This is a genomic window from Nesterenkonia populi (genome assembly GCF_007994735.1).
Lineage (GTDB): Bacteria > Actinomycetota > Actinomycetes > Actinomycetales > Micrococcaceae > Nesterenkonia > Nesterenkonia populi.
This window is the reverse complement of the sequence record NZ_VOIL01000001.1, coordinates 761,388-782,890: the sequence shown is the minus strand read 5'-3', so window position 1 is coordinate 782,890 and position 21,503 is coordinate 761,388. Positions and strand designations below refer to the sequence as shown.

Annotated in this window: 21 protein-coding genes; 8 read left to right on the top strand and 13 right to left on the bottom strand. The window is 67.7% G+C overall.

All coding sequences use genetic code 11. The features are described 5' to 3' along the window. Window positions 1-209 precede the first annotated feature (209 nt). Together FWJ47_RS03695 and FWJ47_RS03690 are read left to right on the top strand one after the other, a co-directional pair. On the top strand, window positions 210-830 hold the full coding sequence (locus FWJ47_RS03695) for a DUF47 domain-containing protein (RefSeq protein WP_147104258.1): 621 nt from the start codon (window positions 210-212) through the stop codon (window positions 828-830). 3 nt (window positions 831-833) lie between these two features. Continuing rightward, window positions 834-1,847 carry an inorganic phosphate transporter gene (locus FWJ47_RS03690; protein WP_147104255.1) on the top strand — a complete coding sequence of 338 codons (1,014 nt, stop codon included), beginning with the start codon at window positions 834-836 and terminating at the stop codon, window positions 1,845-1,847. Window positions 1,848-1,863: 16 nt separating this feature from the next. Here FWJ47_RS03690 and pstB read toward each other — a convergent pair whose 3' ends face one another. The 7 genes from pstB to FWJ47_RS03655 all read right to left on the bottom strand — a co-directional run bounded on the left by pstB (window position 1,864) and on the right by FWJ47_RS03655 (window position 8,421). Further along, complete coding sequence (gene pstB, locus FWJ47_RS03685; RefSeq protein ID WP_147104253.1) at window positions 1,864-2,643, bottom strand: phosphate ABC transporter ATP-binding protein PstB; 780 nt, start codon at window positions 2,641-2,643, stop codon at window positions 1,864-1,866. Window positions 2,644-2,659: 16 nt separating this feature from the next. Next, window positions 2,660-3,904 (bottom strand): phosphate ABC transporter permease PstA, encoded by a 1,245-nt coding sequence (pstA, locus tag FWJ47_RS03680; RefSeq protein WP_147104250.1) that lies wholly within the window; start codon window positions 3,902-3,904, stop codon window positions 2,660-2,662. Then, window positions 3,904-4,920 carry a phosphate ABC transporter permease subunit PstC gene (pstC, locus tag FWJ47_RS03675; protein ID WP_246126148.1) on the bottom strand — a complete coding sequence of 339 codons (1,017 nt, stop codon included), beginning with the start codon at window positions 4,918-4,920 and terminating at the stop codon, window positions 3,904-3,906. The genes pstA and pstC overlap by 1 nt, the downstream gene beginning before the upstream one ends. A 37-nt stretch (window positions 4,921-4,957) precedes the next feature. After that, window positions 4,958-6,109 carry a phosphate ABC transporter substrate-binding protein PstS gene (gene pstS, locus FWJ47_RS03670; RefSeq protein ID WP_170228464.1) on the bottom strand — a complete coding sequence of 384 codons (1,152 nt, stop codon included), beginning with the start codon at window positions 6,107-6,109 and terminating at the stop codon, window positions 4,958-4,960. 233 nt (window positions 6,110-6,342) lie between these two features. Then, window positions 6,343-6,870, bottom strand: a complete 528-nt coding sequence (locus FWJ47_RS03665) for an amino-acid N-acetyltransferase (protein WP_147104247.1) — start codon at window positions 6,868-6,870, stop codon at window positions 6,343-6,345. Further along, window positions 6,867-7,523: a hypothetical protein gene (locus tag FWJ47_RS03660; RefSeq protein WP_147104244.1), complete on the bottom strand. Its 657-nt coding sequence runs from the start codon at window positions 7,521-7,523 to the stop codon at window positions 6,867-6,869. The genes FWJ47_RS03665 and FWJ47_RS03660 overlap by 4 nt, the downstream gene beginning before the upstream one ends. A 70-nt stretch (window positions 7,524-7,593) precedes the next feature. Continuing rightward, window positions 7,594-8,421, bottom strand: a complete 828-nt coding sequence (locus FWJ47_RS03655) for a DUF308 domain-containing protein (protein ID WP_246126147.1) — start codon at window positions 8,419-8,421, stop codon at window positions 7,594-7,596. 177 nt (window positions 8,422-8,598) lie between these two features. Between FWJ47_RS03655 and FWJ47_RS03650 the strand changes: the two genes are divergently transcribed. Genes FWJ47_RS03650 through FWJ47_RS03640 form a run of 3 tightly spaced genes read left to right on the top strand, consistent with a single transcriptional unit; the run spans window position 8,599 to window position 12,776 of the window. Beyond that, window positions 8,599-9,846, top strand: coding sequence for a sensor histidine kinase (locus FWJ47_RS03650; RefSeq protein ID WP_147104239.1), 1,248 nt, complete (start codon window positions 8,599-8,601; stop codon window positions 9,844-9,846). Window positions 9,847-9,890: 44 nt separating this feature from the next. After that, window positions 9,891-10,556, top strand: a complete 666-nt coding sequence (locus tag FWJ47_RS03645; RefSeq protein ID WP_147104235.1) for a response regulator transcription factor — start codon at window positions 9,891-9,893, stop codon at window positions 10,554-10,556. 42 nt (window positions 10,557-10,598) lie between these two features. After that, the gene (locus FWJ47_RS03640; RefSeq protein ID WP_147104232.1) at window positions 10,599-12,776 is read left to right on the top strand and encodes a S9 family peptidase; all 2,178 of its coding nucleotides are present in this window, start codon (window positions 10,599-10,601) and stop codon (window positions 12,774-12,776) included. A 64-nt stretch (window positions 12,777-12,840) separates the two neighbouring features. Here FWJ47_RS03640 and FWJ47_RS03635 read toward each other — a convergent pair whose 3' ends face one another. Next, on the bottom strand, window positions 12,841-13,320 hold the full coding sequence (locus FWJ47_RS03635; RefSeq protein ID WP_147108871.1) for an inorganic diphosphatase: 480 nt from the start codon (window positions 13,318-13,320) through the stop codon (window positions 12,841-12,843). Window positions 13,321-13,509: 189 nt separating this feature from the next. Between FWJ47_RS03635 and FWJ47_RS03630 the strand changes: the two genes are divergently transcribed. Both FWJ47_RS03630 and FWJ47_RS03625 read left to right on the top strand, forming a co-directional pair. Continuing rightward, window positions 13,510-14,127, top strand: a complete 618-nt coding sequence (locus tag FWJ47_RS03630) for a hypothetical protein (protein ID WP_147104229.1) — start codon at window positions 13,510-13,512, stop codon at window positions 14,125-14,127. Next, window positions 14,127-14,357, top strand: coding sequence for a helix-turn-helix domain-containing protein (locus FWJ47_RS03625; RefSeq protein ID WP_147104225.1), 231 nt, complete (start codon window positions 14,127-14,129; stop codon window positions 14,355-14,357). Before FWJ47_RS03630 ends, FWJ47_RS03625 begins: the two co-directional genes overlap by 1 nt. A 412-nt stretch (window positions 14,358-14,769) precedes the next feature. Here the strand turns inward: FWJ47_RS03625 and FWJ47_RS03620 are convergent, their stop codons facing one another. From FWJ47_RS03620 to FWJ47_RS03605, 4 genes are all read right to left on the bottom strand, one after another. Continuing rightward, the gene (locus FWJ47_RS03620) at window positions 14,770-15,912 is read right to left on the bottom strand and encodes a DNA glycosylase AlkZ-like family protein (protein WP_147104221.1); all 1,143 of its coding nucleotides are present in this window, start codon (window positions 15,910-15,912) and stop codon (window positions 14,770-14,772) included. A 2-nt stretch (window positions 15,913-15,914) separates the two neighbouring features. Next, entirely contained in the window at window positions 15,915-16,625 is a 711-nt protein-coding gene (locus FWJ47_RS03615) for a GNAT family N-acetyltransferase (RefSeq protein ID WP_147104217.1), read from the bottom strand. A 32-nt stretch (window positions 16,626-16,657) separates the two neighbouring features. Then, window positions 16,658-17,746, bottom strand: a complete 1,089-nt coding sequence (locus tag FWJ47_RS03610) for a phosphatase PAP2 family protein (RefSeq protein WP_147104214.1) — start codon at window positions 17,744-17,746, stop codon at window positions 16,658-16,660. Between the two features lie 104 nt (window positions 17,747-17,850). Next, entirely contained in the window at window positions 17,851-18,753 is a 903-nt protein-coding gene (locus FWJ47_RS03605) for an aldose epimerase family protein (RefSeq protein ID WP_147104211.1), read from the bottom strand. 92 nt (window positions 18,754-18,845) lie between these two features. Here FWJ47_RS03605 and FWJ47_RS03600 point away from each other — a divergent pair, with 92 nt between their 5' ends. Then, window positions 18,846-19,724, top strand: a complete 879-nt coding sequence (locus tag FWJ47_RS03600) for an HAD family hydrolase (protein ID WP_246126146.1) — start codon at window positions 18,846-18,848, stop codon at window positions 19,722-19,724. A gap of 19 nt (window positions 19,725-19,743) precedes the next feature. Here the strand turns inward: FWJ47_RS03600 and FWJ47_RS03595 are convergent, their stop codons facing one another. Further along, window positions 19,744-21,468 carry a carbon starvation CstA family protein gene (locus FWJ47_RS03595; protein WP_147108864.1) on the bottom strand — a complete coding sequence of 575 codons (1,725 nt, stop codon included), beginning with the start codon at window positions 21,466-21,468 and terminating at the stop codon, window positions 19,744-19,746. Window positions 21,469-21,503: the final 35 nt, after the last annotated feature.

Below are 21,503 nucleotides of genomic sequence, written 5' to 3'. Positions count from 1 at the left end.
GCACCCCATGCACAGCCCCCAAACTTGTACGCGCGGTGCCGGGCTGCAGGTAACCCCCGGGCTCCAACCATTTGCCGCTGCGAGCGGCCACGCGCCGTGAGGCGTTCCCAGCCCGGCACCCACCCCTCTCCCCTCACGCGTTCACCTCTGCGCTATACACTCAGAACCCGTAGTTGACTCTCTGTTCATTCTTATCGCTGTGGGGACGCATGATTGCTCTGAACCGGGCGCGCCATGACGGGCCGGCCAACCTGCTCGCTGAGATCGCCGACGAGCTCCGCTCAGGCACCAGCCTGCTGGCTGAGCTGCTGGGCACCGCCTCCTCCGAGCGGCCGTCGCACCGCGAGGACCTCCTCTCCCTGGAAGGCAGGGCGATGGATAAGCACCTGGCGCTGATGACACAGATCCGCAGCGTCTTCCTGACCCCCATCCCGCGTGAGGATATCTACGCGATCTCCTCCGGGCTCAACCGTGCGATGGAGCACCTCGTGGCGGTGGGCGACCTGCTGATCTCCCGGTCCGGGCTGGCCCTGCCGGAGCAGGCGCACCAGCAGCTGGAGATCGCGGACCGCCAGGTGGAGCTGACCGCCTCAGCCCTGCGGCGCCTGGACGATTTGGACCACCTGGAGGAGTACTGGTCCCAGACGCAGCGGCTCACCAAGCAGGCCAACCGGGGGCACCGGGAATGGTTCACCTCCACAGACGGGACCCTGCAGCCGGGGGTCGCCCTGCAGCACGCGGAACTGTCCTCGGAGATCCTCGCGGCGGTGCACGCGCTGCGTGACGACGTCGCCACAGTATGCGGGTCCATCGTGGTGCGGGAGTCCTGATCGGTGGAGCTGCTTCTGCTGGCCCTGGTCGTCGTGGTCCTGGTGCCGACCCTGTATCTGTCGGGCCTTCATGATGTGCCGAACGCCATTGCCATTCCGGTCCGCACCCGCGCCCTGACCGCCCGGGCCGCGACCCGCCTGGCCGCCGCCTGCACCGCGGCGGGGGTGCTCTCCGCACTGCCCGTGGGCCTGTATCTCTACACCTGGTTCGACTTCCCCTCAATGAGCTCGGAGCTGACCCTGCTGGTCGTGCTGGTGTCGCTGCTGACGGTCCTGGGCTGGAGCCTGCACACCTACTTCCAGGGGATGCCGACCTCCATCACCCACATCCTGCTCTCGGCGCTGCTGGGCGCGACCCTGGCGGCCGCGGTCGTCTCGGGGGCCGAGGGGCAGGACATTCTGGGGATGCCGTGGATGACTCCGATCCTGCCGCTGCTCGTCTCCCCGGTGGCGGCTTTCCTGGTCGCCTACCTGCTGGTGTTCCTGGCGGCCCGGCTGGTGCGCGGCGAGGAGGCCGAGGAGATCAACCGGACCTCCCGGATGGCGCAGTGCGTGAGCGTGGGGCTGACGAGCTTCGGCACCGGCATCCAGCAGGGGCAACGGTTCCTGATGGTCGCGCTGATCGCGCTGACCGCCGCCGGCGTGCCCGACGGCGACCTGTGGTTGGGGCTGGGGGCGGTGCTCTGCGCAGGAGTCATCGCCCTGGGGTGCCTGAACGGCGGGTGGCGGATCGGGCACGTGCTGGGGCACCGGCTCGTGGCGATGGACCCGCTGCGCGGCATGGTCAGCACCACGACGACAGCAGGCCTGCTCGTGCTCGGCTCCCTGGTGGCGGCTCTGCCGCTGTCCACCTCATTCACCGCGGCCTCAGCGATCATGGGCGCCGGCTCCAACCAGCGGTTCGCCACGGTGAACTGGCGCCAGTTCCGCCGCATCGCGCTCTACTGGGCGGCCACCCCGGTGGTCGGAGTCGTGGCTGCCGCCGCCCTCACGTTCGGCCTCAGCCACCTGCTGTGACCTGAGCCTGAGCCGATCAGCCGAACTGACCCGTCACGTAGCGCTCGGTCTCAGGGCTGTCAGGATTGTTGAAGATGGTGCGGGTGTCGTTGTACTCGAACAGCTTGCCGGGCCTTCCGGTGCCTTCGATGTTGAAGAAGGCGGTCTTCTCGCTCACCCGGGAGGCCTGCTGCATGTTGTGGGTGACGATCACCACGGTGTACTCGTTCTTCAGATCCGCGATGAGATCTTCGATGGCGAGGGTGGAGATCGGGTCGAGGGCGGAGCAGGGCTCGTCCATCAGGATGACGTCGGGCTCCACAGCCACGGTTCGGGCGATGCAGAGGCGCTGCTGCTGACCCCCGGAGAGGCCGGAGCCGGGCTTGTCGAGTCGGTCCTTGACCTCGTTCCAGAGGTTGGCGCCGCGCAGGGCCTTCTCGGCGATGTCCTCCGCGTCGGACTTGGACAGCCGGGCGCCGTTGAGCCTGTAGCCGGCCAGGACGTTCTCCCGGATGCTCATAGTGGGGAACGGGTTGGGCCGCTGGAACACCATCCCGACCATGGAGCGGACGGTGACGGGGTCGACGCCGGGGCCGTAGATGTTGTCCTGGTCCAGGAGCAGCTCGCCCTCCACCCGAGCCCCGGGGAGCACCTCGTGCATCCGGTTGAGGGTGCGCAGGAAGGTGGTCTTGCCGCACCCGGAGGGGCCGATGAACGCGGTGACCGACTTGGGGGCGATGCTGATGCTGACGCCTTCGACGGCGAGGAAGTCCCCGTAGTAGACGTTGAGGTCTTTGGCGGTGATGCTCTTGGACATGGCAGGTTCTGGCTCCTCAGCGGCCGGTCTTCTTGGGGGCGAACAGGTGTGCGATGACCCGGGCTGCCAGGTTCAGCAGCATCACGATGGTGATCAGGACCAGGGCCGCGCCCCAGGCTCGCTGCTCGGAGAGGTAGGAGAGGTCCCCGGTGCCGGTGGGGTACTGGAAGGTCTGGTAGATGTACACCGGAAGGGTCATCATTCCGGAGGTGTCGAGCATGTCCCAGTTGACGCGGGTCAGGGTGCCCGCGGTGAGCAGGATGGGGGCGGTCTCGCCGATGACCCGGGCGATGGCCAGAGTGACCCCGGCGGCGATGCCGGAGATCGCCGTCGGAATGACGACTTTCAGGATGGTGCGCCACTTCCGCACGCCGAGGGCGTAGGAGGCTTCGCGGAGCTCGTTGGGGACCACGCGGAGCATCTCCTCGGTGGTGCGCACGACGACGGGGATCATCAGCACGCTCAGCGCCGCGGAAGCGGTGATGCCCATGCCGTACTGCCCCGCGCCCATGCTCCACAGGCCCGCCTCGCTGCCGACCATCAGGATCACGGAGACAGCGGCGGCGCCGAACAGGCCCGCGACGATCGAGGGGATGCCGGTCATCACGTCCACGAAGAAGGTGATGCCGCGGGAGAGCGGCCCGCCCCGAGAGTACTCGACGAGGTAGATGGAGGTCAGCAGGCCGATGGGCACCGAGATCACAGTGGCGGTGAGGGTGATCATCAGGGAGCCGATGATCGCGTGCCGCACGCCGCCGCCCATCGGCTCTTCGCCCTCGTGGATGCGGCGCTCGGAGGACTGGGCGTTGTGCTGGCTCATGTCGTCCGTGAAGAAGCCGGCGTTGGTGAGTCCCTGCACGCCGTCGGAGGTCACCGACCAGATCACCGAGATCAGCGGAATCATCGCGATGGCGAAGGCCACGTAGACCAAGTTTCGCCCCATCTCGTCCGCTGCTTTGCGACGCCCGATCTGCCGGCGGGTGATCCCGTAGGCCAGGGCGAGGTGCGCCGCCGCGGCGAGGACGAACCACAGGCCCCAGCTGATGCTGAGCTCCTCAGCCCCCAGACTCAGGAGCGCCTGGAGAGCGAAGCCGATCACGATCCCGCCTGCCGCGCAGGCCAGCAGGAACCACCTGGGAAGCACGTTGCCGGCCAGCGAGTCGGGCCGGATGAGCCGGCTCGGGCTGCCCCCGGATGACGGGGCGCCGGCGGGCCCCTCCACGGAGGCCTGGGTGGGCGTTCGGATGTCTGTCTGACTCATCAGTTGGCTCCCGAGAATTCCTGGTGGCGGGACACGATCCATCGGGCGATCAGATTGACGATCAGGGTGAGGATGAACAGCACCAGGCCGAGCGCGATCAGCTGGTGCCAGCGTTCGGTGCCCTGCGCGGTCTCGCCGAAGTTCAGGGCGATCTCGCGCGGAATGGTGGAGTTGCCGGCGGAGATCAGCGACCATTGGAACCCGAGCCCCGAGACCACCATCACCACCGCCATCGTCTCGCCGAGGGCACGCCCCAGGGCGAGCATGTTCGCGGAGATGATCCCTGCCCGGGAGAACGGCAGCACCGCCATCCGGATCATCTCCCAGCGGGTGGCGCCCAGCGCCAGGGCAGCCTCCTCGTGCAGCTTGGGAGTCTGGATGAAGATCTCTCGCTGCACCGACGCTGCGATCGGCAGGATCATCACCGCCAGCACCACCGACGCGGTGAAGAGGTTCTGCCCCAGGCCCGGGGACCCCGCAAACAGCGGGATCCCCCAGCCGAAGCTCTCCTGGGGCCGCTGGTACAGCCACTGGTTCAGCCAGTGGTAGAGCGGCAGCATCGCCGGGGCCAGGACGAACATCCCCCAGGCCCCGTAGACCACCGACGGGATCGCCGCCAGCAGGTCCACCACGTACCCGATGGTCTTCGACGCCCTCGGGGGCGCATAGTGGGAGATGTAGAGGGCCACACCGGTGGAGACCGGCGCCGCCATGATCAGCGCCAGGAGCGCGACGACGATCGTCCCGACGACGAAGGGCCAGGCGTACTCCAGGAACCGGCCGATGACCAGCCCTTCCTCCTCCTGGTAGAGGGCGCCTCCTGAGTTGTAGGACAGGAAGATCGCGACGAAGGCGAGGATGATCAGGATGAAGATGCCGGCGAACTTCGCCAGGTTCGCGAAGGCCCTGTCCATGCCGGCGCCGGCCTTGTCACCGGCTGCCAGCGAGTTCACGCCGGCGCCTCGGCGGGCGGTGGTCCTGGGCCCGCTGGGGGTCTCCTCGTCGGTGGTGGTCACCGGGTCTCCCTCAGAAATGGTGCGTGGTGGGAACGGGTCAGCCTGCTGAGATCTGGCTGATGGATTCCTGCGCCTGCTCCATCAGCTCGTCGTTCAGCGGGGCGGCGCCGGCCTCCTCGGCGGCGATCTGCTGGGCATCCTCAGAAGTGATGTAGGCGGCGAAGGCCTGAGCCAGCTCGGCCTCCTCCTCGTCGGAGTACTCGTTGCACCAGATGGTGTAGGCCACCTGGACGATCGGATATGCGCCCTCCTCATCGGTGGCGCGGTTCAGGTCGAAGCCCATGTCATTGTCGGCGCCCTCACCGCGCAGCTCGGAGGAGGCGACCGCCTCAGCTGCGGCCTCCGGACTGGGTCCGGTGGCGTCCTCGCCGATGACCAGGCTGACCGAGGTCAGGCCGCCCTGCTCGGCCTGCTCGGCGTCGGCGTAGGTGATCGCACCATCCACGGAAAGGGCTGCCTCGATCACGCCGGAGGTGCCGTCACCGGTCTCGGCGGAGATGTCGCCGGGCCACTCAGAGTCGGCGTCCCAGGCCCAGGCCTCGGTGGCCTGCTCGAGGTAGTCGGTGAAGTTCTCAGTGGTGCCGGATGAGTCCTGGCGGTGGACCACGGTGATGGTCTCGGACGGCAGCTCGGCGTCCTCGTTGAGCTCGGCGATCGCGTCGTCGTCCCAAGAGGTGATCTCGCCGGAGAAGATCTGGGCGATGGTCTCCCCGTCGAGATTCAGCTCATCCACTCCCTCAAGATTCACCCCCACGGCGATCGGCAGGATGGCGGTGGGGATGTGGAATGCGCCGTCGTCGCCGCACCGTCCCTGGGACTCCTCAAACTCCTCCTCGTCCATCAGCGCGTCGGAGCCGGCGAAGGCCACAGCCTCGTTGAGGAACTGGGCGCGACCGTCCCCGGAGCCCACCGGGTCGTAGTCGACGTTGGCGCCGTCGGTGATGTTCGGGAACTCGGCCTGCCACTCCTGAATGGCCAGCTGGAAGGAGGAGGCGCCTGCGCCGGCGAGGTTACCGGAGACCGAGGCGAGGTCGACGTCGCCGGATGCTTCCCCGTTGTCGCCGTTCTCCTCGACGCCGCCGCCGTTCTCGTCAGTCTCGTCGACGTCGCCGTTGTCGCCGCAGGCGACCAGCGCCAGGGATGCCACGGACAGGATGGCCGCAGCGCGGCCGAAGCTCGAAACGTTCACTTGGTGTCCCTCTCTGAAGGATTCTGTCTCCGAGACACTGCAGAGATGCGCCGCGGAGTCCTTTGGTGCTGTCACTGGTCCCCTCCGCTCCCCCGGGCCGGTCAGGCCTCAAGAGCAAGGTGCGCGGCGCGAACCAGACGTCACGCTAGGGAGGGGAGGTGTCCAGCAGTCAGCTTCGGAGTGAACAGAGAATGAACTCCCGGCGACCAAACGGTTCAGCCGGAGCAGCTCCTTCAGAGCGACAGGATCATCCGGGTGTTGCCCAGGGTGTTCGGCTTGACCCGGGCGAGGTCCAGGAACTCTGCGACCCCCTCGTCCGGGGAGCGCAGCAGCTCCGCGTAGACCTCCGGGTCCACCGGCGCCCGGTCCTCACTGATCGGCTCGAACCCGTGCCGGGAGAAGAACTCCGTCTCGAAGGTCAGGCAGAACACGCGGGCGACCCCGAGTGCCCGGGCACGCTCCAGCAGCCGCGTCAGCAGCGCGGAGCCCAGCCCGGTCCCGCGTGCCTCCGGGCTGGTTGCCAAAGTCCGCACCTCGGCAAGGTCCTCCCACATCACGTGCAGAGCCCCGAAGCCGATCACTCGGCCCTCGGCGTCCTCGGCGATGAGGAACTCCTGGATGCCCTCGTAGTAGGCGACGGCGTCCTTCGGAACCAGCACCCGCTGCTCCACCAGAGGCGCCGAGAGCTCCAGGATGGCACGCACGTCCCGGGTGCGCGCAGGACGGATGCGGTACAGGCCTGCGATGTCCAGCTCGCTCATTCGGGCTCGTTCCCTTCCAGCGTGAAGGTGTGGGGCTGAGAGGCGGCTCCGGACACCCCTACGGTCAGCTGATACTCCCCGCCGGGCAGGTCCGCGGGGGTGCCGCAGTCCCCGGAGGAGTCGGAGCGCGGCCAGTTCAGGTCCGCCCTGGCTGTCTCCCCAGCGGCGAAGTCCCGCTCCATGGACTCACCATCGATGTCGCACTGCTCGGTGGTGAAGACCTCGGTGCCGTCCCGGGAGATGCTCCAGGTCTGCTCGGCGGTGCCGACCTCGATGGTGCATTCGCTCCCTGAGACGTTCCGGACCTGCATGATCAGCCTGACCGCCTCATCGGCGGCGTACGACTCGGCATGGGTGCTCGCGCTGACCAGCACGTCGTCGGGGCTGCAGTGCCCCTCCGGGACCTCAGCCGGCTCCTGAGCGGCATCGCCCTCTGGCTGGGCCCCATCCTCGCCCTCCTCAGGAGCGGGGATGTCCTCGTCCTGCTGCTGGCCCTGATCAGGCGAGCCCTCCTCGGCGTCGTCGTCGGAGAAAGCCTCCATCAACCCTCGGACGCCCCAGATCACCAGGGCGAGCAGCAGCACGCCCAGGATCGCGGCCACCAGTCGGCGGCGGCGGGCCACCTGGGGCGAAGGACGGCGCGGGCTGCTCATGCCCCTCAGGGTAGAACGGCCGCAGCCTCACGCCGCCGACGCCACTCGGCAGGCCGCCCGATCGGCTTCCTCAGTCCAAGGCGACGAAGACAGTGTCGCCGAGCATGTCCGGGGTGACGGCGAGCGTACCGTCAGTGACATCGTCGGCGGGAACATGCAGGGCGATGTTTCCGGTTTCGGAGGCGCCCTCGTAGAGGGTGGTGAGGGAGTCGAAGGCGTCCGGGGCGACGGCCGTCACGTCTGCCTCCGTGAAGGTGCTGCCCTCCGAGGAGACGTATTCGACGCTGGCCCAGGGCATGTCGCCCTCGGCATCGCTGCCGGTGTACTCGGCGGTGATGTTCACCAGGATGTAGGTGCTGCCGTCCTCGGGGGGCTCGTTGAACTGGTTCTCGGCCAGCACTGCGTCCTCAGCGTCGAGGTCCACACTGTTGACGGTCACGGCCCAGTCGCCGCTGGAGATCCGGGTGCCCAGCGGGTAGGGATTCTCGCGGGTGCCCTCCTCCGCGGGCTCCTCATCCTCGGCCGGGGCCTGCTCGCCCTCCCCGGCAGCGTCGTCGGACTCTTCGGGAGTCTCGGCGGCGGTGTCCTGGTTGAAGCTCTCGTCGATGGCGCCGGCCACCACGGCGAAGAACACGATGAAGCCGATGACAGTGCCGACCACGGAGATGATGACCGCAGCAATGCCGGTGCCGCGACCTCTGCCCTTCAGGAACAGGGAGACCAGTCCCAGGATGAACGCGATGGGCAGCAGCACCCATCCGACGATGAGGGCGCCCGGGATGCAGGCGAAGACGGCACCGACGACCGCGGTGACGAGGGCGGTGATGCCCAGGATGTTCCTCCTGCTGGGGCTGTCGCTGGTGATCTCCGAGGCGGCGGGCTGGTGCGGGGCTGTCACGGTGTACCTGTCTTTCGTCGGGAACGAGTGATGCGCGGTTCTGCGCTGATGCTCAGCCTTCCCGGCGCCGGGCCTGCGTTCGACGGGCGATCAGGCGGACCCGCATGCCCGATCGGGCATTCCTGATGCCCCCATCCGCCCTGCTCAGGCGTGTGGGCGCTCAGTAGACTTGCGGAAATGACCCCCCGAAACCGGCAGCGGCCGGTACTGCACCTGCTGGCCTCCTGCGCCGCCGTCGTGCTGATGATGTTCGTCGGGATGCTGGTGCTCACCAGCGCGATGATGACGTCCCCCCGGGCCCTGGACCCTGGCACGGACGAGATCACCGACTTCGGCGTCGTCCAATTCATGCTGGGAATGCTCGTGCTGCTGACCCTGCCCTGGTACCGACGGCTGCCCTCTCTGCTGCTGGCCGTCGGCGCGGCGAACGCAGTCATCGTGCAGGCTGACCCGTACGTGCTGGCTGTGGGCCTGGCCGTGTGGATCGCTCGCTGCCGTCAGCGCTGGCACTGGGCGGTGGCCGGAGCCGGGTTCGCTGCCATCCTGGTGAACGCCGCCATCCACCTCAGCGCCCTGCAGCACTGGCCCGATGAGGACTACCAGCGCACCGGACAGCTGCTGGTCGCTGCGCTGACCATGATCTGCCTGGGGCTGGTGCTGGGCATCTCCTTCTGGGCCCGGCAGCGGCGCTCCGCCGAACAGGCCAAAGTCCAGGCACAGGCCGCCCAGCACAGTGCGGGGGAACTCACCGACGAGCTCACCCGGCAGCGGGAGCGCCACGACCTCGCCCGGGAGGTCCACGACACTCTCGCCAGCCGGCTCTCCGGGCTCTCCCTGCAGGTCGGCAGCCTGGAGAAGACCACCCAGCGCGGTGAGACGGAGCAGCTCGACGAGGCGCTGCGCACCACCCGCAGCTACGCCGACCAGGCGCTCCTGGATCTCCGGACGCTGCTGACCTCGCTGCGGGAGGGCGGCGTCGCACCCTCCGCCCCGGCCAAAGCCCCCGCCGGCGCCCAGGACCTGCAGGACCTGTTCGACGACTCGACCGCGACAGGCCTGGAGATCCGGCCCTACATTCTCCTCGACGGCTACTCCTCCGCCCCCGCGGCCCTGCAGCGGGCCGTCTTCCGCATCACCCAGGAGGCGCTCACCAACGCCCTGCGGCACAGTGCTGACCGGGCCGTCAGCGTCCGCATCGGCGGAGACCCGCAGCGGGGCATGAGCCTGGAGTTCAGCAACCGCAGCACCGGGCAGTCCCAGTTCGCCGGCGGCTCCGGGACCGGGCTGGTCGGCGTCCGGGAGCGGGCCGAGCTGCTGGGCGGAAGCGCAGAGGCTCACCAGGGCGACGATCAGTTCACCCTCCGCGTTCGCCTTCCCTGGGCATCCCCCGAACCCTCCGGGGACCACCCGGCAGCCCCGAGCTGACCCGGTGCCGGCAGGCGCCCAGCCGGGCCGATAGACTGCCTGCCGTGCAGATCACGGTGGTCATGGTCGACGACGACGCCCTCGTCCTCGAGTCGCTGAAGCGGATCCTCGCCCAGCACGACGACCTCACCCTCCTGGGCACCGCCGCCACAGGCGCCGAGGCTCTCCAGCTGATGCGCAGCACCCGCCCCGACGTGATGCTCATGGACCTGCAGCTTCAGGGCGAGATGGACGGCGTGGAAGCCACCCGCCGCACCCGCAGCTCCTTGAGCCCGCCCGCGGTGCTGGCCGTCACCAGCTTTGACGCTGAGGTATATATGCGCGGGGCCCTGGAGGCGGGCGCCACCGGGTTCCTGCTGAAGAACGACGCCGCCGACTCGCTCGCCTCAGCCATCCGCATGGCCCACGCCGGGGATCCCATGATCTCCCCGACCCTGACCTCCCGGCTGATCTCCAGCTACATCGCCCCGCGCACAGACCCGGTCTGCGCCCAGGCTCGGGAACAGGCGGAGCGCCTCTCTCCCCGGGAGATCCAGGTCGCCCAGCTGGTGGGGGCAGGCAAGACCTACAGCGACATCGCCCAGGACCTGTTCATCTCTCCCAGCACCGTCAAAAGTACCCTCAGCCGCGCCATGAGCGCCGTCGGTGTGGACTCCAGCGCCCAACTGGCCGTGCTGGTGGCCCAGGCCCGACTCGACCTGCTCGAATAGGCCGCCTCAGCGGCGGCGTCGCCACCTGATTGAATGGGCCCCATGACGACGACGCCCACCGCCCCGCAGGCCAAGCAGGTGCCCGTGCAGCGCACCCACCACGGGAACACGTTCACCGACCCCTACGAATGGCTGCGCGAGAAGGACTCCCCCGAGGTCCGCGCGCACCTGGATGCGGAGAACGCCTACACGGAGGCGGTCACCGCTGAGCAGCAGCCGCTGCGGGACGCAATTTTCGAGGAGATCAAGCACCGCACCGTGGAAACTGATCTCTCCGTTCCGTCCCGCCGGGGCGGGTTCTGGTACTTCTCGCGCACGATTGAAGGCGAGCAGCACCCCATCTTCTGCAGGGTTCCGGTGCAGGACCCTGAGTCTTGGGAGCCGCCGCAGGTGGAGGCAGGCGAGGAGCTCGACGGCGAACAGGTGTACTTCGACACCAACGCGGAGGCTGCCAAGCACCCGTTCTACTCCATCGGCGGGCTCTCCATCAGCGCTGACGGCAGCCTGCTCGCCTATTCCGAGGACACCAGCGGCGACGAGCACTGCACGCTGCGCCTGCGGAGCCTCAGCACCGGGGAGAATCTCCCCGAGCAGGTCGACAACGTCCACGGCGGCGGGATCCTCGAGCCCGCAGGGCAGCGGGTCTACTACATGGTGGCCGATGCCGCCTGGCGGCCCTACCGGCTCTATCAGCACACTGTGGGCACCTCCGCCTCTGAGGACCGGCTGCTGCTGGAGATCACCGATGAGCAGCTGTGGACCGGCGTCGGGCTCTCCGCGGACAAGAAGGAGCTGGTGATCGTCTCCGGAAACTCGGAGTACAACGCCACCCGGCTGCTCGATGTCACGGACCCGGAGGCCGAGCCCCGGCTGCTGATCCCCGAGTCTCGCCGGCTGCTGCACAGCGCGGAGCCCATCGAGCTCGACGGCGAGCGCCTCATCCTGCTTGCCCACAACGCCGAGGGCCCGAACAACTCGGTCTCGCTGACCAGCGCGGACGCCTTGGCCGCACAGGCCGACGCCGAGGCGTTCGACCCGGGCGCACCGCTGCTCACCCATGAGGACACGGTCAAGGTGGACGAGAACCTGGTGGTCACCGCCTCCCAGGTTCTGGTCACCGCCCGGGCGAATACGGTGGAGTCGGTGTTCCTGCTGCCGCTGGAGACCATCCGGCAGGTGCGCGACGGTGGAGCACCGGCGCCGCCGTCCTCGTTGGCCTCCCCGCAGTTCCAGGAGGAGCTCTATACCCTCAGCCTGGCTTCCGCCGAGTATGAGGCACCCCTCTTCCGTGTGGTCTACACCTCCTGGCTGACCCCGCCGAGGGTCTACGACATCCCGCACAGCGATGTCTCGGCTCCCGTGCTGCGCCGGGAGACACCGGTGAACGACGTGGACCTCTCCGCCTACCGGGCCCACCGGGTGTGGGCCACCGCGGAGGACGGCACCGAGGTGCCGGTCACCGTGATGCACCACCATGATGTCGCCCCCGACGGGACCAACCCGCTGCTGGTGTACGGGTACGGCTCCTACGAGATCAGCATGGACCCGATGTTCGGGATCGCCCGGCTGAGCCTGCTGGACCGAGGTGTGGTGTTCGCCGTCGCGCACGTCCGCGGCGGCGGCGAGCTCGGCCGCGCCTGGTACGAGGCCGGCAAGAAGCTCGCAAAGACCAACACGTTCTCCGACTTCATCGCTGTCACCGACGACCTGGTCGCCGCGGGCTGGGGAGCCCCGGACCGGGTGGCGGCCCTGGGCGGCTCCGCCGGCGGGCTGCTGATGGGCGCGGCGGCGAACATGGCCCCGGAGAAGTACCGGGCGATCCTTGCCCAGGTGCCGTTCGTGGACAACCTCACCACCATCCTCGACCCGAACCTGCCGCTCTCCGCGCTCGAGTGGGAGGAGTGGGGCAACCCGATCGAGGACCCTGAGGTCTACCAGCTGATGAAGTCCTACTCCCCCTACGAGAACGTGCACGACGCCGAATACCCCGCGATCGCGGCAGTCACCTCCCTGCACGACACCCGGGTGCTCTACGTGGAGCCCGCCAAGTGGGTGCAGAAGCTCCGCGAGCACCAGCAGTCCGACGCCCCGATCGTCTTCAAATGCGAGATGGACGGCGGGCACGGCGGAGCCTCCGGCCGGTACGAGCAGTGGAAGGAGCGAGCCTGGGACTACGCGTTCCTCGCCCACCATCTGGGGGCCGCTGAGCGCAGCAGCTGACCTGAGATGCAGAAATGCCCCTCGCCTCTCTGAGGCTGAGGGGCATTTCTGCGCGAGGCGGGTGTCAGCCCTTGTAGCGGTCGATGCTGCGCTGCAGCTCGGCCTCGGCCTCTTCACGACCGGCCCAGCCCTCGATCTTGACCCACTTGCCGGGCTCGAGGTCCTTGTAGCGGGTGAAGAAGTGCTCGATCTCCTTGACCAGGAAGTCGTTGAGGTCGGAGAGGTCGGTGATGTCGTCGAACCGCTTGTCGTCGGGGACGCAGATCAGCTTGGCGTCGCCGCCGCCGTCGTCGGTCATGTTCAGCACGCCGATGGGGCGTGCCTCCACGACGACGCCGGGGAACAGGTCCACGTCAGGGATGTAGACGAGCGCGTCGAGCGGGTCGCCGTCCTCGCCGAGGGTGTCGTCGAAGTACCCGTAGTGAGTGGGGTACTGCATGGGAGTGTAGAGGACCCGGTCCAGGCGGAGCCGGTGGGTCTCATGGTCGATCTCGTACTTCACGCGGGATCCGGCGGGGATCTCGATGGTCACGTCGCGGACAATCGCCACGGTTCCTCCTTGGTCGCTGGTCTGAAGACTCAAAGTTCAGCCTACAACGCACGGAAGATCTGCCCCGTGCAGGTGAGTGACGCTGGATGCCTTGACATATATCGAAGATCAATAGAATATCGAATAGCGATATACTGATTTTCGATACACGAAGAGGGCATCTCCGATGACGGGAGCAGGGCGATGAGCGCAGAGAAGACACCTTCGGCTGACAGCGGACTGGGGCGCCTAGGGCACGTGGGGGTGCTCATCCTCCTGTGGACATTCCTCGGGACAAGACTGATCGAGGAGCTCCATAGGAGCATCTTCGACGGGGAGACCGCCATCGCCATCAGCCTCCCTGACGAGGAGCCTGAGATCGCCGTCGCTGAGGACACATCATTGCCGCTGCAGGACCAGGTGCCCGTCATTGTGCCGACGGACGAGCTGGCGGGCGGAACGCTCGCAATGGTCATCGGAGCTCGAGGGGTCCTGCTTCTCGGCCTCGCCGTCGGTACGGTGCTGATATGGCGTGCCCTGGGCCGCTTGAGCCGTGGCGACGCTTTCACCGTCGGCACCATCAGCTGCCTGACCAAGCTCTATGCCCTCGGCCTGGCAAGCTGGTTCGCCTACCAGGCCATGGTGCACTTCGGCGCGAATATGATTCTGCGCGACCTGGACTTGTCAGGCGAGAGCGCCTCGGGCCTCTGGGGCAGCGACGATTTCATGTACGGGGTTCTGGTGCTCCTCGCCCTGGTCATCTTTACTGAGACGCTCCGCCAGGGGAAGCGCAATCAGGACGAGCTTGAGGGACTCGTCTGATGAGCCCCGAGAAGCCTGCAACGGCCGAACCGCAGGTTGCCTGCCACCTGGATGCGCTGCTCCAGAAGCGAAGCATGACCCTGACCGAGCTGTCCGCCCAGGTGGGCATCACCTACGCGAACCTGTCAGTGCTGAAGAACAACCGCGCCAAAGCGATCCGCTACAGCACCCTCGTCGCCCTATGCCAAGTCCTGGACTGCCAGCCAGGAGATCTCTTCACCGTCCGCTGAGACAGTGGAGGAGACTCGCTTTCATCGCGGGATTGGTGCCGGTCTCCTGTGCCTCTTGCCCGAGCCACGTGGATCCAATCTCAAGGCGGCGATGAGCCAGGTCGAGATCAGGTAGGCCGTCATCCCCACTGCCGTGTCAGAACGAGCGTCGACGACCGCCATGCCGCCATCTCCCCATCCGCTTGCTTCTGAATCCGTCGGGCGACCTCCTCCTCCATCTTCTCCGGAGAAGGAACAGAGGCGTGCCAGGTTCGCCAAAGCTCTCCCGGCTTCACCGCCCCAGCAAGGCCAGCAGAGTGCGCCTGCGCCAAGGGCTCAAGCCGCACCCGCTTATGCTCCATCAAGGGCGCGGTGGCGTATCGGTTCAACTCATGCATCAAGATCACTCCCCAGGGGCTTCTTCCCCGTCCGCTCACGGCAGGCGAAGGTCTGTGCCGAGCTGGCGGGCCAGGGTTTTGGCTGCTGCTGTGGTGCGGGCTTCTGCGCTGCGGCGCGGGAAGCCCGGTTCGGGCCACATCTGGTTGACCACCAGTTCACCCCTGCTCCGCCAGAGATCCGCCCGGCCGATCAGCTGGTTCCCCGAGAGCACACCCATCACGTAGTGGCCGTAGACGCGCTTGGCCTTCGGCACGTACGCCTCGAACGTGTAGTCGAAGCCGAAGATCCGCTGCGCACGACGCCGGTCCCTCAGCAGCGGGTCGAACGGGCCGATCAGCCTCGCCTCCCGCACCGGCCCCAGCCCCGCCTCGTCGATCTCATGCTCTAAGGCGCTCGGAAGCACGTAGACAGTCTCCCGCCAACCTTCGACCTCCATCGGGACCAGGTCCGCCAGCTCCACACCGTGCGCGGCATCCCCCTTGCTCAGGTGGTAGTGGTGGGCGAAGTCCGCCACGCTCATCACGCCCAGCGCTCCCGCGGCGCGGCGCGCCAGGCCGGCCCGCAGCTCATCCGGCGGCAGGTGCTCGGCCTCGTGGACCGCGGCAGGAAGCGCTCGCTCCGGCAGATCGAAGAGACGTACGACGCCGCGGCGGGCGGTCACCACCAGGTCACCCATGCGCACCATCAGCTCCGTGGCCTTCTTCACCTGGGACCAGTGCCAGCCGGTGGTGCGCTCCGGGCCGAACTCGGCCTCAATGGTTCCCGTTGCCGCGCCGCCTGGGTGGGCGGAGACGAGCTCCAGGATGCGTTCGCGCACATGCGGCTCGACCTTGTGGCCATGCCGCTCCCGGACTGCCTCACGGCGCAGTCGCAGCAGCGGCCAGTCCTCGAGCGGAAACACGCACGCCACCTTCGTGAACGCCTCAAAGGACACCGGGTGATCAGCGGGCCAGAGAGACGCGTCAACATCCTCAGCCCGGGCCTGCCGCGGAAGCCGTGTGAGGCAGGTGAGCCGCTGGGCCGTGGAGACCCTGGTCAGCGGGTCCAGCTGGATCAGCCCCATCCCGCGCAGCACACTGGCCGCGTCCTCGTACTCGGCCGGCCCGGCCGGAGGCGGAATGCGTTGAGCGGCGACGACGGCGCCCCGCACCCATTCGGCGCTCACCTGCGCCGGCATTATCAGGCCCCTCCGCTCTCGAGGAAGGCGCGCAGCCTGTCACTGCCCTCCACCTCAACGGGCCATTCGGGCTTCTGGAAGTCTTCGGGGGAAAGCCGAAAGAGATCGAGCTGCTCCGCACTGCGGCGGTGCGCGTCCGGGGCCCGGCGGCTCCCGCACGGCGTGTAGCCGAGCTTCTCAGAGACCCGGCGGGAGGCGGTGTTCCACTCGTAGGCGTCCGACTCCGCGTACTCGGCGCCGAAGTGGTCGAAAACCCATGCCAGCATCATCGCCCGCATCTCAGTGCCGTAGCCGTGCCCGTGGTGATCGGCTCGCAGCCAGCTTCCGGAGCCGACCGTCCGCAGCACGGCCCAATCCTTCGCGAACACGTCCTGCATGCCGATGACCGGCCCCTCAGTGTCACCGTCCTTCAGGAATACGCCGAGCGGCAGATGCCAATGCTCTGCGGTGACCAGACCGCGGGTGGACCAGATGAACGGCAGCGAGTTCCTAGCCATCTCCGCAGGCGGCTTCTCATTCCAGGGGGCGGAGAACGGATTCTGCTCGGTGTGCGTCACACCGGAGGACGCGGCGGCAAGATACTGCGGGAAGTCCGCTTCGCGCAGTACCCGCAGCACCAGTCGGGGAGACTCGATGCGCAGCCCGAAGGCGGGCCAGATCTCCTCGAGCGTCTGGGACGGGTCGTCTGTGCGGACCTGGAACTGTGCGGCCATGGACAGACAATACCGCCGAGCCCGCGGGCGGCTCAGACCGTGCTGGCAGGCAGCCGGGCGCCGGCCGGGCCCCGGGGCGCGTCATCGTCATCCGCTGTCAGGTCAGACTCCAGGGTGCGGCGCCTCGTCCGCCAGTTGCCCGTGGCCCAGGCGCCGATCGCCACGCACAGCCAGCCGATGAGGACCCCGGCCAAGCTGTCCACCAGGTAGTGCCAGCCGAAGTAGAGGGTCGCCAGGAATGTGAGGCCGAAGAACGCCCAGCCGACAAACCGCAGAATATTGTTCCTGATGACCAGGTGTGCGAAGAGCGCCATCGTAAACGTCACCGAGCAGTGCAGGGAGGCGAACGCCGCCACTCCGTGAATGACATCCGCGTTCACCGGGTCCGCCAGAAACGTCTCACGATTCTGCCAAAGGGCATCCTGCAGCGCAGAGGTATTGGTCTCCGGGAGAGCGTTGTAGGCGGCGGCGGTCCCCTCGTAGTAGATGGGCCCGACGGCAGGCAGCAGGTAGTAGCTGACCGTTCCGACGATCCAGTTCAGGCTCATCGCAGTGGCGTACCAGGCGCCCACTGTGAGGTCCCGGCTGAACACCAGCACCACGCCCAGGCTGATCGGCACCACCGGCAGGTAGATCAGGTAGACGAAGGACAGGAACGCCGCGGAGAAACCGGTGCCGAATATGTCCTGGAAGACGAAGGCAGGGTTCACATCTCCGAAGATCCACTGGTCCAGAACGGCCAGCTCCGTGTCCCACAGGACTTCGCCCGTGAGGATAGGGAGCACCGATTTCAGGTTCCGGTAGCCCACATAGCAGACATAGAACACCAGCAGCCCAGTGCAGATGCAGAGAACCCGGCGCAGGGTCCACTCGTACCTGATCACCTCGACGACGCCGCGGGAAACCTGCTTCCACCCGCAGCGGCGGATGGCCGCCGGGATCAGACCCGCCACGAACATCAGGACAGCAAGCAGCGGCAGCCGGATATAGGCGGGGCCCAGGAAACCCTCCGGGTCGCGCAGCCCAACCCCGGTGTATACGGAGGCTGCGATGGCCGCAGCAGCGGTCAGGACCGCCACAATGCCGATGAAGGCGTACGGCCACTTCTGAGCAGAAGGCATCTGAACAGAATATGACGATCAGGTGAACAGAGCGCGGCATGCTCCCCGCGTGTGACAGCATTCGCGCCGCGGAACGGGACTGACGGCGTCGGGGCCAGCCCGGGTCAGCGACGGATGGCTTCGATGGAGTAGCCGGTCCTGGTCCACTGGCCCGGGGAGAGGAAGGCGACGTCCTCCCCGGAGTTGAACGCGTTGGGCGGGCAGGTCATGGGCTCCACGGCCACCCCGGCACGATTGATCTGGTCACCGGTATAGACCTGCGCCCAAGGCGTGTCAGAGATCAGCCGCACGACGAACCCGGAGGGCCCGTGAGTGAGCTCCGCGGTCCACCCCTTGCTGGGCAGACCCGTATAGGCGTGGTCGATGCTGCGGCCGGTCAGCAGCGGCCCTCCGCTGAGGTCCAGGTCACCGGACACCGGCACCCGGTCCACCACCTTGCCGGAGGGCTTCGTCTTCGCCACGGAGCGGGCGGGCAGACGCAGCCGGCACTCCTTCAGCGGCGCGCCGCCGGCGGTCAGATAGGGGTGGAAGCCGACGCCGAACGGCGCCGTCTCGAAGACCTGAGCGCGTCCTCTCCCCGGGGTGTAGCGGGCCATCAGGGTGGCCGCCAGCCCGAACCCAGCACCCACCCGGTAGACCAGCACCACCTCCAGCGGAAACGGATACCCCTCGGTGGGCTCGACGAATCCCCGCAGGTGGACCTCGGAGGCCCGCCGCAGCAGGATGTCGAACCGCACGCTGGAGAGCAGCCCGTGGATGGCGGAGCCCGTCTCCGGCTCCGTGATGTCCAGGTGCATCTTCTGGCCCTCGTGAAGGTACTTGGCACCGGCGACCCGGTTGGGCCATGGCGCCAGGGGAGCTCCGGCAAAGGCGCCCTGAGCGCTCTCCGCAGGCACCACCAGGTCGTCCTCGCCGCTGCTCAGCGACAGCAGCTGTCCTCCGCGCAGGCCGACCTCTGCGGTGTAGTCGCCGGAAGTGATGGTGACCGTCTTCGCCATCCTCGACATGTGAAGCTCCTCTGATCGGGACCATTCCTCACCCGGCGCCGGCAGCGCCCAGCGTGAGAGGTGAAGTGTTCTCCCCCGATAGATTAGTACCTATGAGACCGACTGAAATGACCGACCCCGCGCGCCCCGCTGACTTCTCCGTCCCTGCGGCGGGCGAAGGCGGAAGCTTCGACTTCGCAGACGGCACCAGGATGCTGTGCCTCGACGTGGACGGCACCATCGTTGACCACGACGGACACATGACCGAGGCCGTGCGCGACGCCGGCCGCGCCGCCGTCGCCGAGGGCCACACCGTGGTGATATCCACCGGCCGCTCCCTGCTGGCGACCCTGCCGATCATCGAGACCTTCGGCATCACCCACGGATACGCGGTCTGCTCCAACGGCGGAGTCACTCTCCGGATCGACACGTCCCTGCTGGACAACTACGAGGTCATCGACCGGCAGGTGTTCAACCCGGCCGAGGCCCTGGAGACCCTCGCCGAGCGGCTGCCCACCGCCCGCTTCGCGATCGAGACCTCCGCTGGCCGCTTCATCGCCACCGAACGGTTCGAGGACCGCAGCTTCGGGCTGGTCGCGGAACCGGTCAGCTTCAAGGACATGAAGCGCTCCGAGGCGGTCCGGCTGGTGGTCAACTCGGACGACTCCACCGCCCAGGAATTCGCCGACGCCGTCCGCAGCATCGGCCTGCAGGGGGTCAGCTACGCGGTGGGCTGGTCCGCATGGCTGGACGTCGCCGCCCAGGGCGTCACCAAAGCTTCATCCCTGGAGGTGCTCCGGAACCGCCTCGACGCCCCGCACAAGGCGACGATTGCGGTCGGCGACGGGCTCAACGACGTCGAGATGCTGCGCTGGGCGCACCGGGGCGTGGCGATGGGGCAGGCGATCGATGAGGTGAAGGACGCCGCCGACGATGTCGCCGGCAGCGTCTACCAGGACGGCCTCGCCGAAGTGCTGCAGTCCGTCCTTTAGGCGCGAACGCCCAACGATCTCAGCAGCAGCTGCTGACGTCGTCGAACGGGTCGCGCTTTCCTCCGACGCCGGTGAGTTCGGCGTCGTCGCCGTCGGGGCTCCTCCGGGCGGCGAGCATCGCGATGATCGACTCGACCAGCACCCAGGTGCCGGCCACCAGGATGATGGCGTTGAGGGTCAGCAGCAGCCAGTTGCCGTCGGCGTAGAAGTCGCCCAGCTGCACGACGGCGGCGAAGAGGCTCATGGCCAGCACGAAGCCCATCGGTATCAGCACGGGCAGGAAGGGTCGGCGCCGACGGATCAGCATCACGGTGATGATGCCCATCGTCAGGGCGGCCAGCAGCTGGTTGGTGGTGCCGAACAGCGGCCAGATCAGCATTCCCCCGGAGCCGTCCGCCCCCTGGGAGAAGGTGAGGGCCGCGGCCACGCCCACGGCGATGCCGGTGGCGGCGAAGATGTTGATCCGCACGTTGCCGATCTCGCCGATCTCCTGGACCACGAAGCGCAGCAGCCGAATGCCGGTGTCCATGGTGGTTGCTGCGAAGAGCACCGCCATAGTGGCGAGGATCGTCGCGGAGAGGGACTCCGGGATGCCCAGGCCGGCGTTGACGATGGTGCTGCCGCCGGCCACGAAGTTCGCGACCGGGCCCTCGTTGAAGCTGCTGTAGACGTCCTCCCACTGGGCGAGGGTCTGGAACCCGGCGGTGGTGGCGATGATCGCGCCGAGGGCCAGCAGCCCTTCGCCGACGGCCCCGAAGTAGCCCACGAACCTGGCGTCGGTCTCCTTGTCCAGCTGCTTCGAGGTGGTTCCCGAGGCCACGGTCCCATGGAATCCGGAGATCGCGCCGCAGGCGATGGTGACGAAGAGCAGCGGCACCAGGCCGGGGGTTCCGTCGGGGGTGCTGGTGTTCACCGCGGGGGCGACGATCGTCGGGGTGGCGATCAGCACCGCTCCGTAGAGGATTCCCAGGCCGATGAAGAGCTGGACGCCGTTGATGTAGTCGCGCGGCTGCAGCAGCACCCACACCGGCAGCAGAGAGGCGACTGCGGCATAGATGAACAGCAGCACGATCCACTGGCCGTTCGGGTTCAGGCCGAGGAGGGTCTCCGGCAGGCTGACGGGGACGCGGTCGCCGACGATGATCAGCCCGTAGAGCGCCGCGACGCCAAAGACGGTCACCAGCGGGAGGCTCCACTTCATCCGGTAGATCAGCTGGCCGATGATCAGGGCGACGCCGAGGGCGCCCCAGACGGGGATCACTGAGGTCGGCTGGGCGACGAGCAGATCGGAGATGACGACGGCGAAGGCGCAGATCACCATCAGCAGCAGCAGGAAGACCACCACGATGAACAGGTTCCGTCCCCGCGGGCCGATGTAGCGTCCGGAGAGGGTGCCGATGGACTGGGCTCTGTTCCGCTGGGAGGCCCAGAGCGCGCCGAGGTCGTGCATGCCGGCTATGAAGACGGTGCCTATGGTCACCCAGAGGAACGCCGGCAGCCAGCCCCATATCACCGCGACCGCGGGCCCGACGATCGGTGCCGCCCCTGCCACCGAGGTGAAGTGGTGGCCCCAGAGGACATACTTGTTGGTGGGGACGTGGTCCACCCCGTCGTACTGGGTGTGGGCGGGTGTCTTGAAGTCGGCGCTGAGCGCGTACACCCGGCGAGCCAGGAAGCGGGAGTACAGGAAGTAGCCGCCGAGCATCATGGCGCTGCCGATGCCTGCCAGCACCAGTGAGTTCATGCCGTCCATGGTGAGCGCTCCTCGACTAAAATGTG

Excerpts from the sequence above, each read along its gene's own strand:
- FWJ47_RS03640 (WP_147104232.1), top strand. The coding sequence starts at position 10,599 with ATGACGACGACGCCCACCGCCCCGCAGGCCAAGCAGGTGCCCGTGCAG.
- FWJ47_RS03650 (WP_147104239.1), top strand. The coding sequence starts at position 8,599 with ATGACCCCCCGAAACCGGCAGCGGCCGGTACTGCACCTGCTGGCCTCC.
- FWJ47_RS03610 (WP_147104214.1), bottom strand. The coding sequence starts at position 17,746 with ATGCCTTCTGCTCAGAAGTGGCCGTACGCCTTCATCGGCATTGTGGCG.
- FWJ47_RS03620 (WP_147104221.1), bottom strand. The coding sequence starts at position 15,912 with ATGCCGGCGCAGGTGAGCGCCGAATGGGTGCGGGGCGCCGTCGTCGCC.
- FWJ47_RS03630 (WP_147104229.1), top strand. The coding sequence starts at position 13,510 with ATGAGCGCAGAGAAGACACCTTCGGCTGACAGCGGACTGGGGCGCCTA.
- FWJ47_RS03665 (WP_147104247.1), bottom strand. The coding sequence starts at position 6,870 with ATGAGCGAGCTGGACATCGCAGGCCTGTACCGCATCCGTCCTGCGCGC.
- pstB (WP_147104253.1), bottom strand. The coding sequence starts at position 2,643 with ATGTCCAAGAGCATCACCGCCAAAGACCTCAACGTCTACTACGGGGAC.
- FWJ47_RS03625 (WP_147104225.1), top strand. The coding sequence starts at position 14,127 with ATGAGCCCCGAGAAGCCTGCAACGGCCGAACCGCAGGTTGCCTGCCAC.
- FWJ47_RS03595 (WP_147108864.1), bottom strand. The coding sequence starts at position 21,468 with ATGAACTCACTGGTGCTGGCAGGCATCGGCAGCGCCATGATGCTCGGC.
- FWJ47_RS03695 (WP_147104258.1), top strand. The coding sequence starts at position 210 with ATGATTGCTCTGAACCGGGCGCGCCATGACGGGCCGGCCAACCTGCTC.
- FWJ47_RS03600 (WP_246126146.1), top strand. The coding sequence starts at position 18,846 with ATGAGACCGACTGAAATGACCGACCCCGCGCGCCCCGCTGACTTCTCC.
- FWJ47_RS03615 (WP_147104217.1), bottom strand. The coding sequence starts at position 16,625 with ATGGCCGCACAGTTCCAGGTCCGCACAGACGACCCGTCCCAGACGCTC.
- FWJ47_RS03605 (WP_147104211.1), bottom strand. The coding sequence starts at position 18,753 with ATGTCGAGGATGGCGAAGACGGTCACCATCACTTCCGGCGACTACACC.
- FWJ47_RS03660 (WP_147104244.1), bottom strand. The coding sequence starts at position 7,523 with ATGAGCAGCCCGCGCCGTCCTTCGCCCCAGGTGGCCCGCCGCCGCCGA.
- pstA (WP_147104250.1), bottom strand. The coding sequence starts at position 3,904 with ATGAGTCAGACAGACATCCGAACGCCCACCCAGGCCTCCGTGGAGGGG.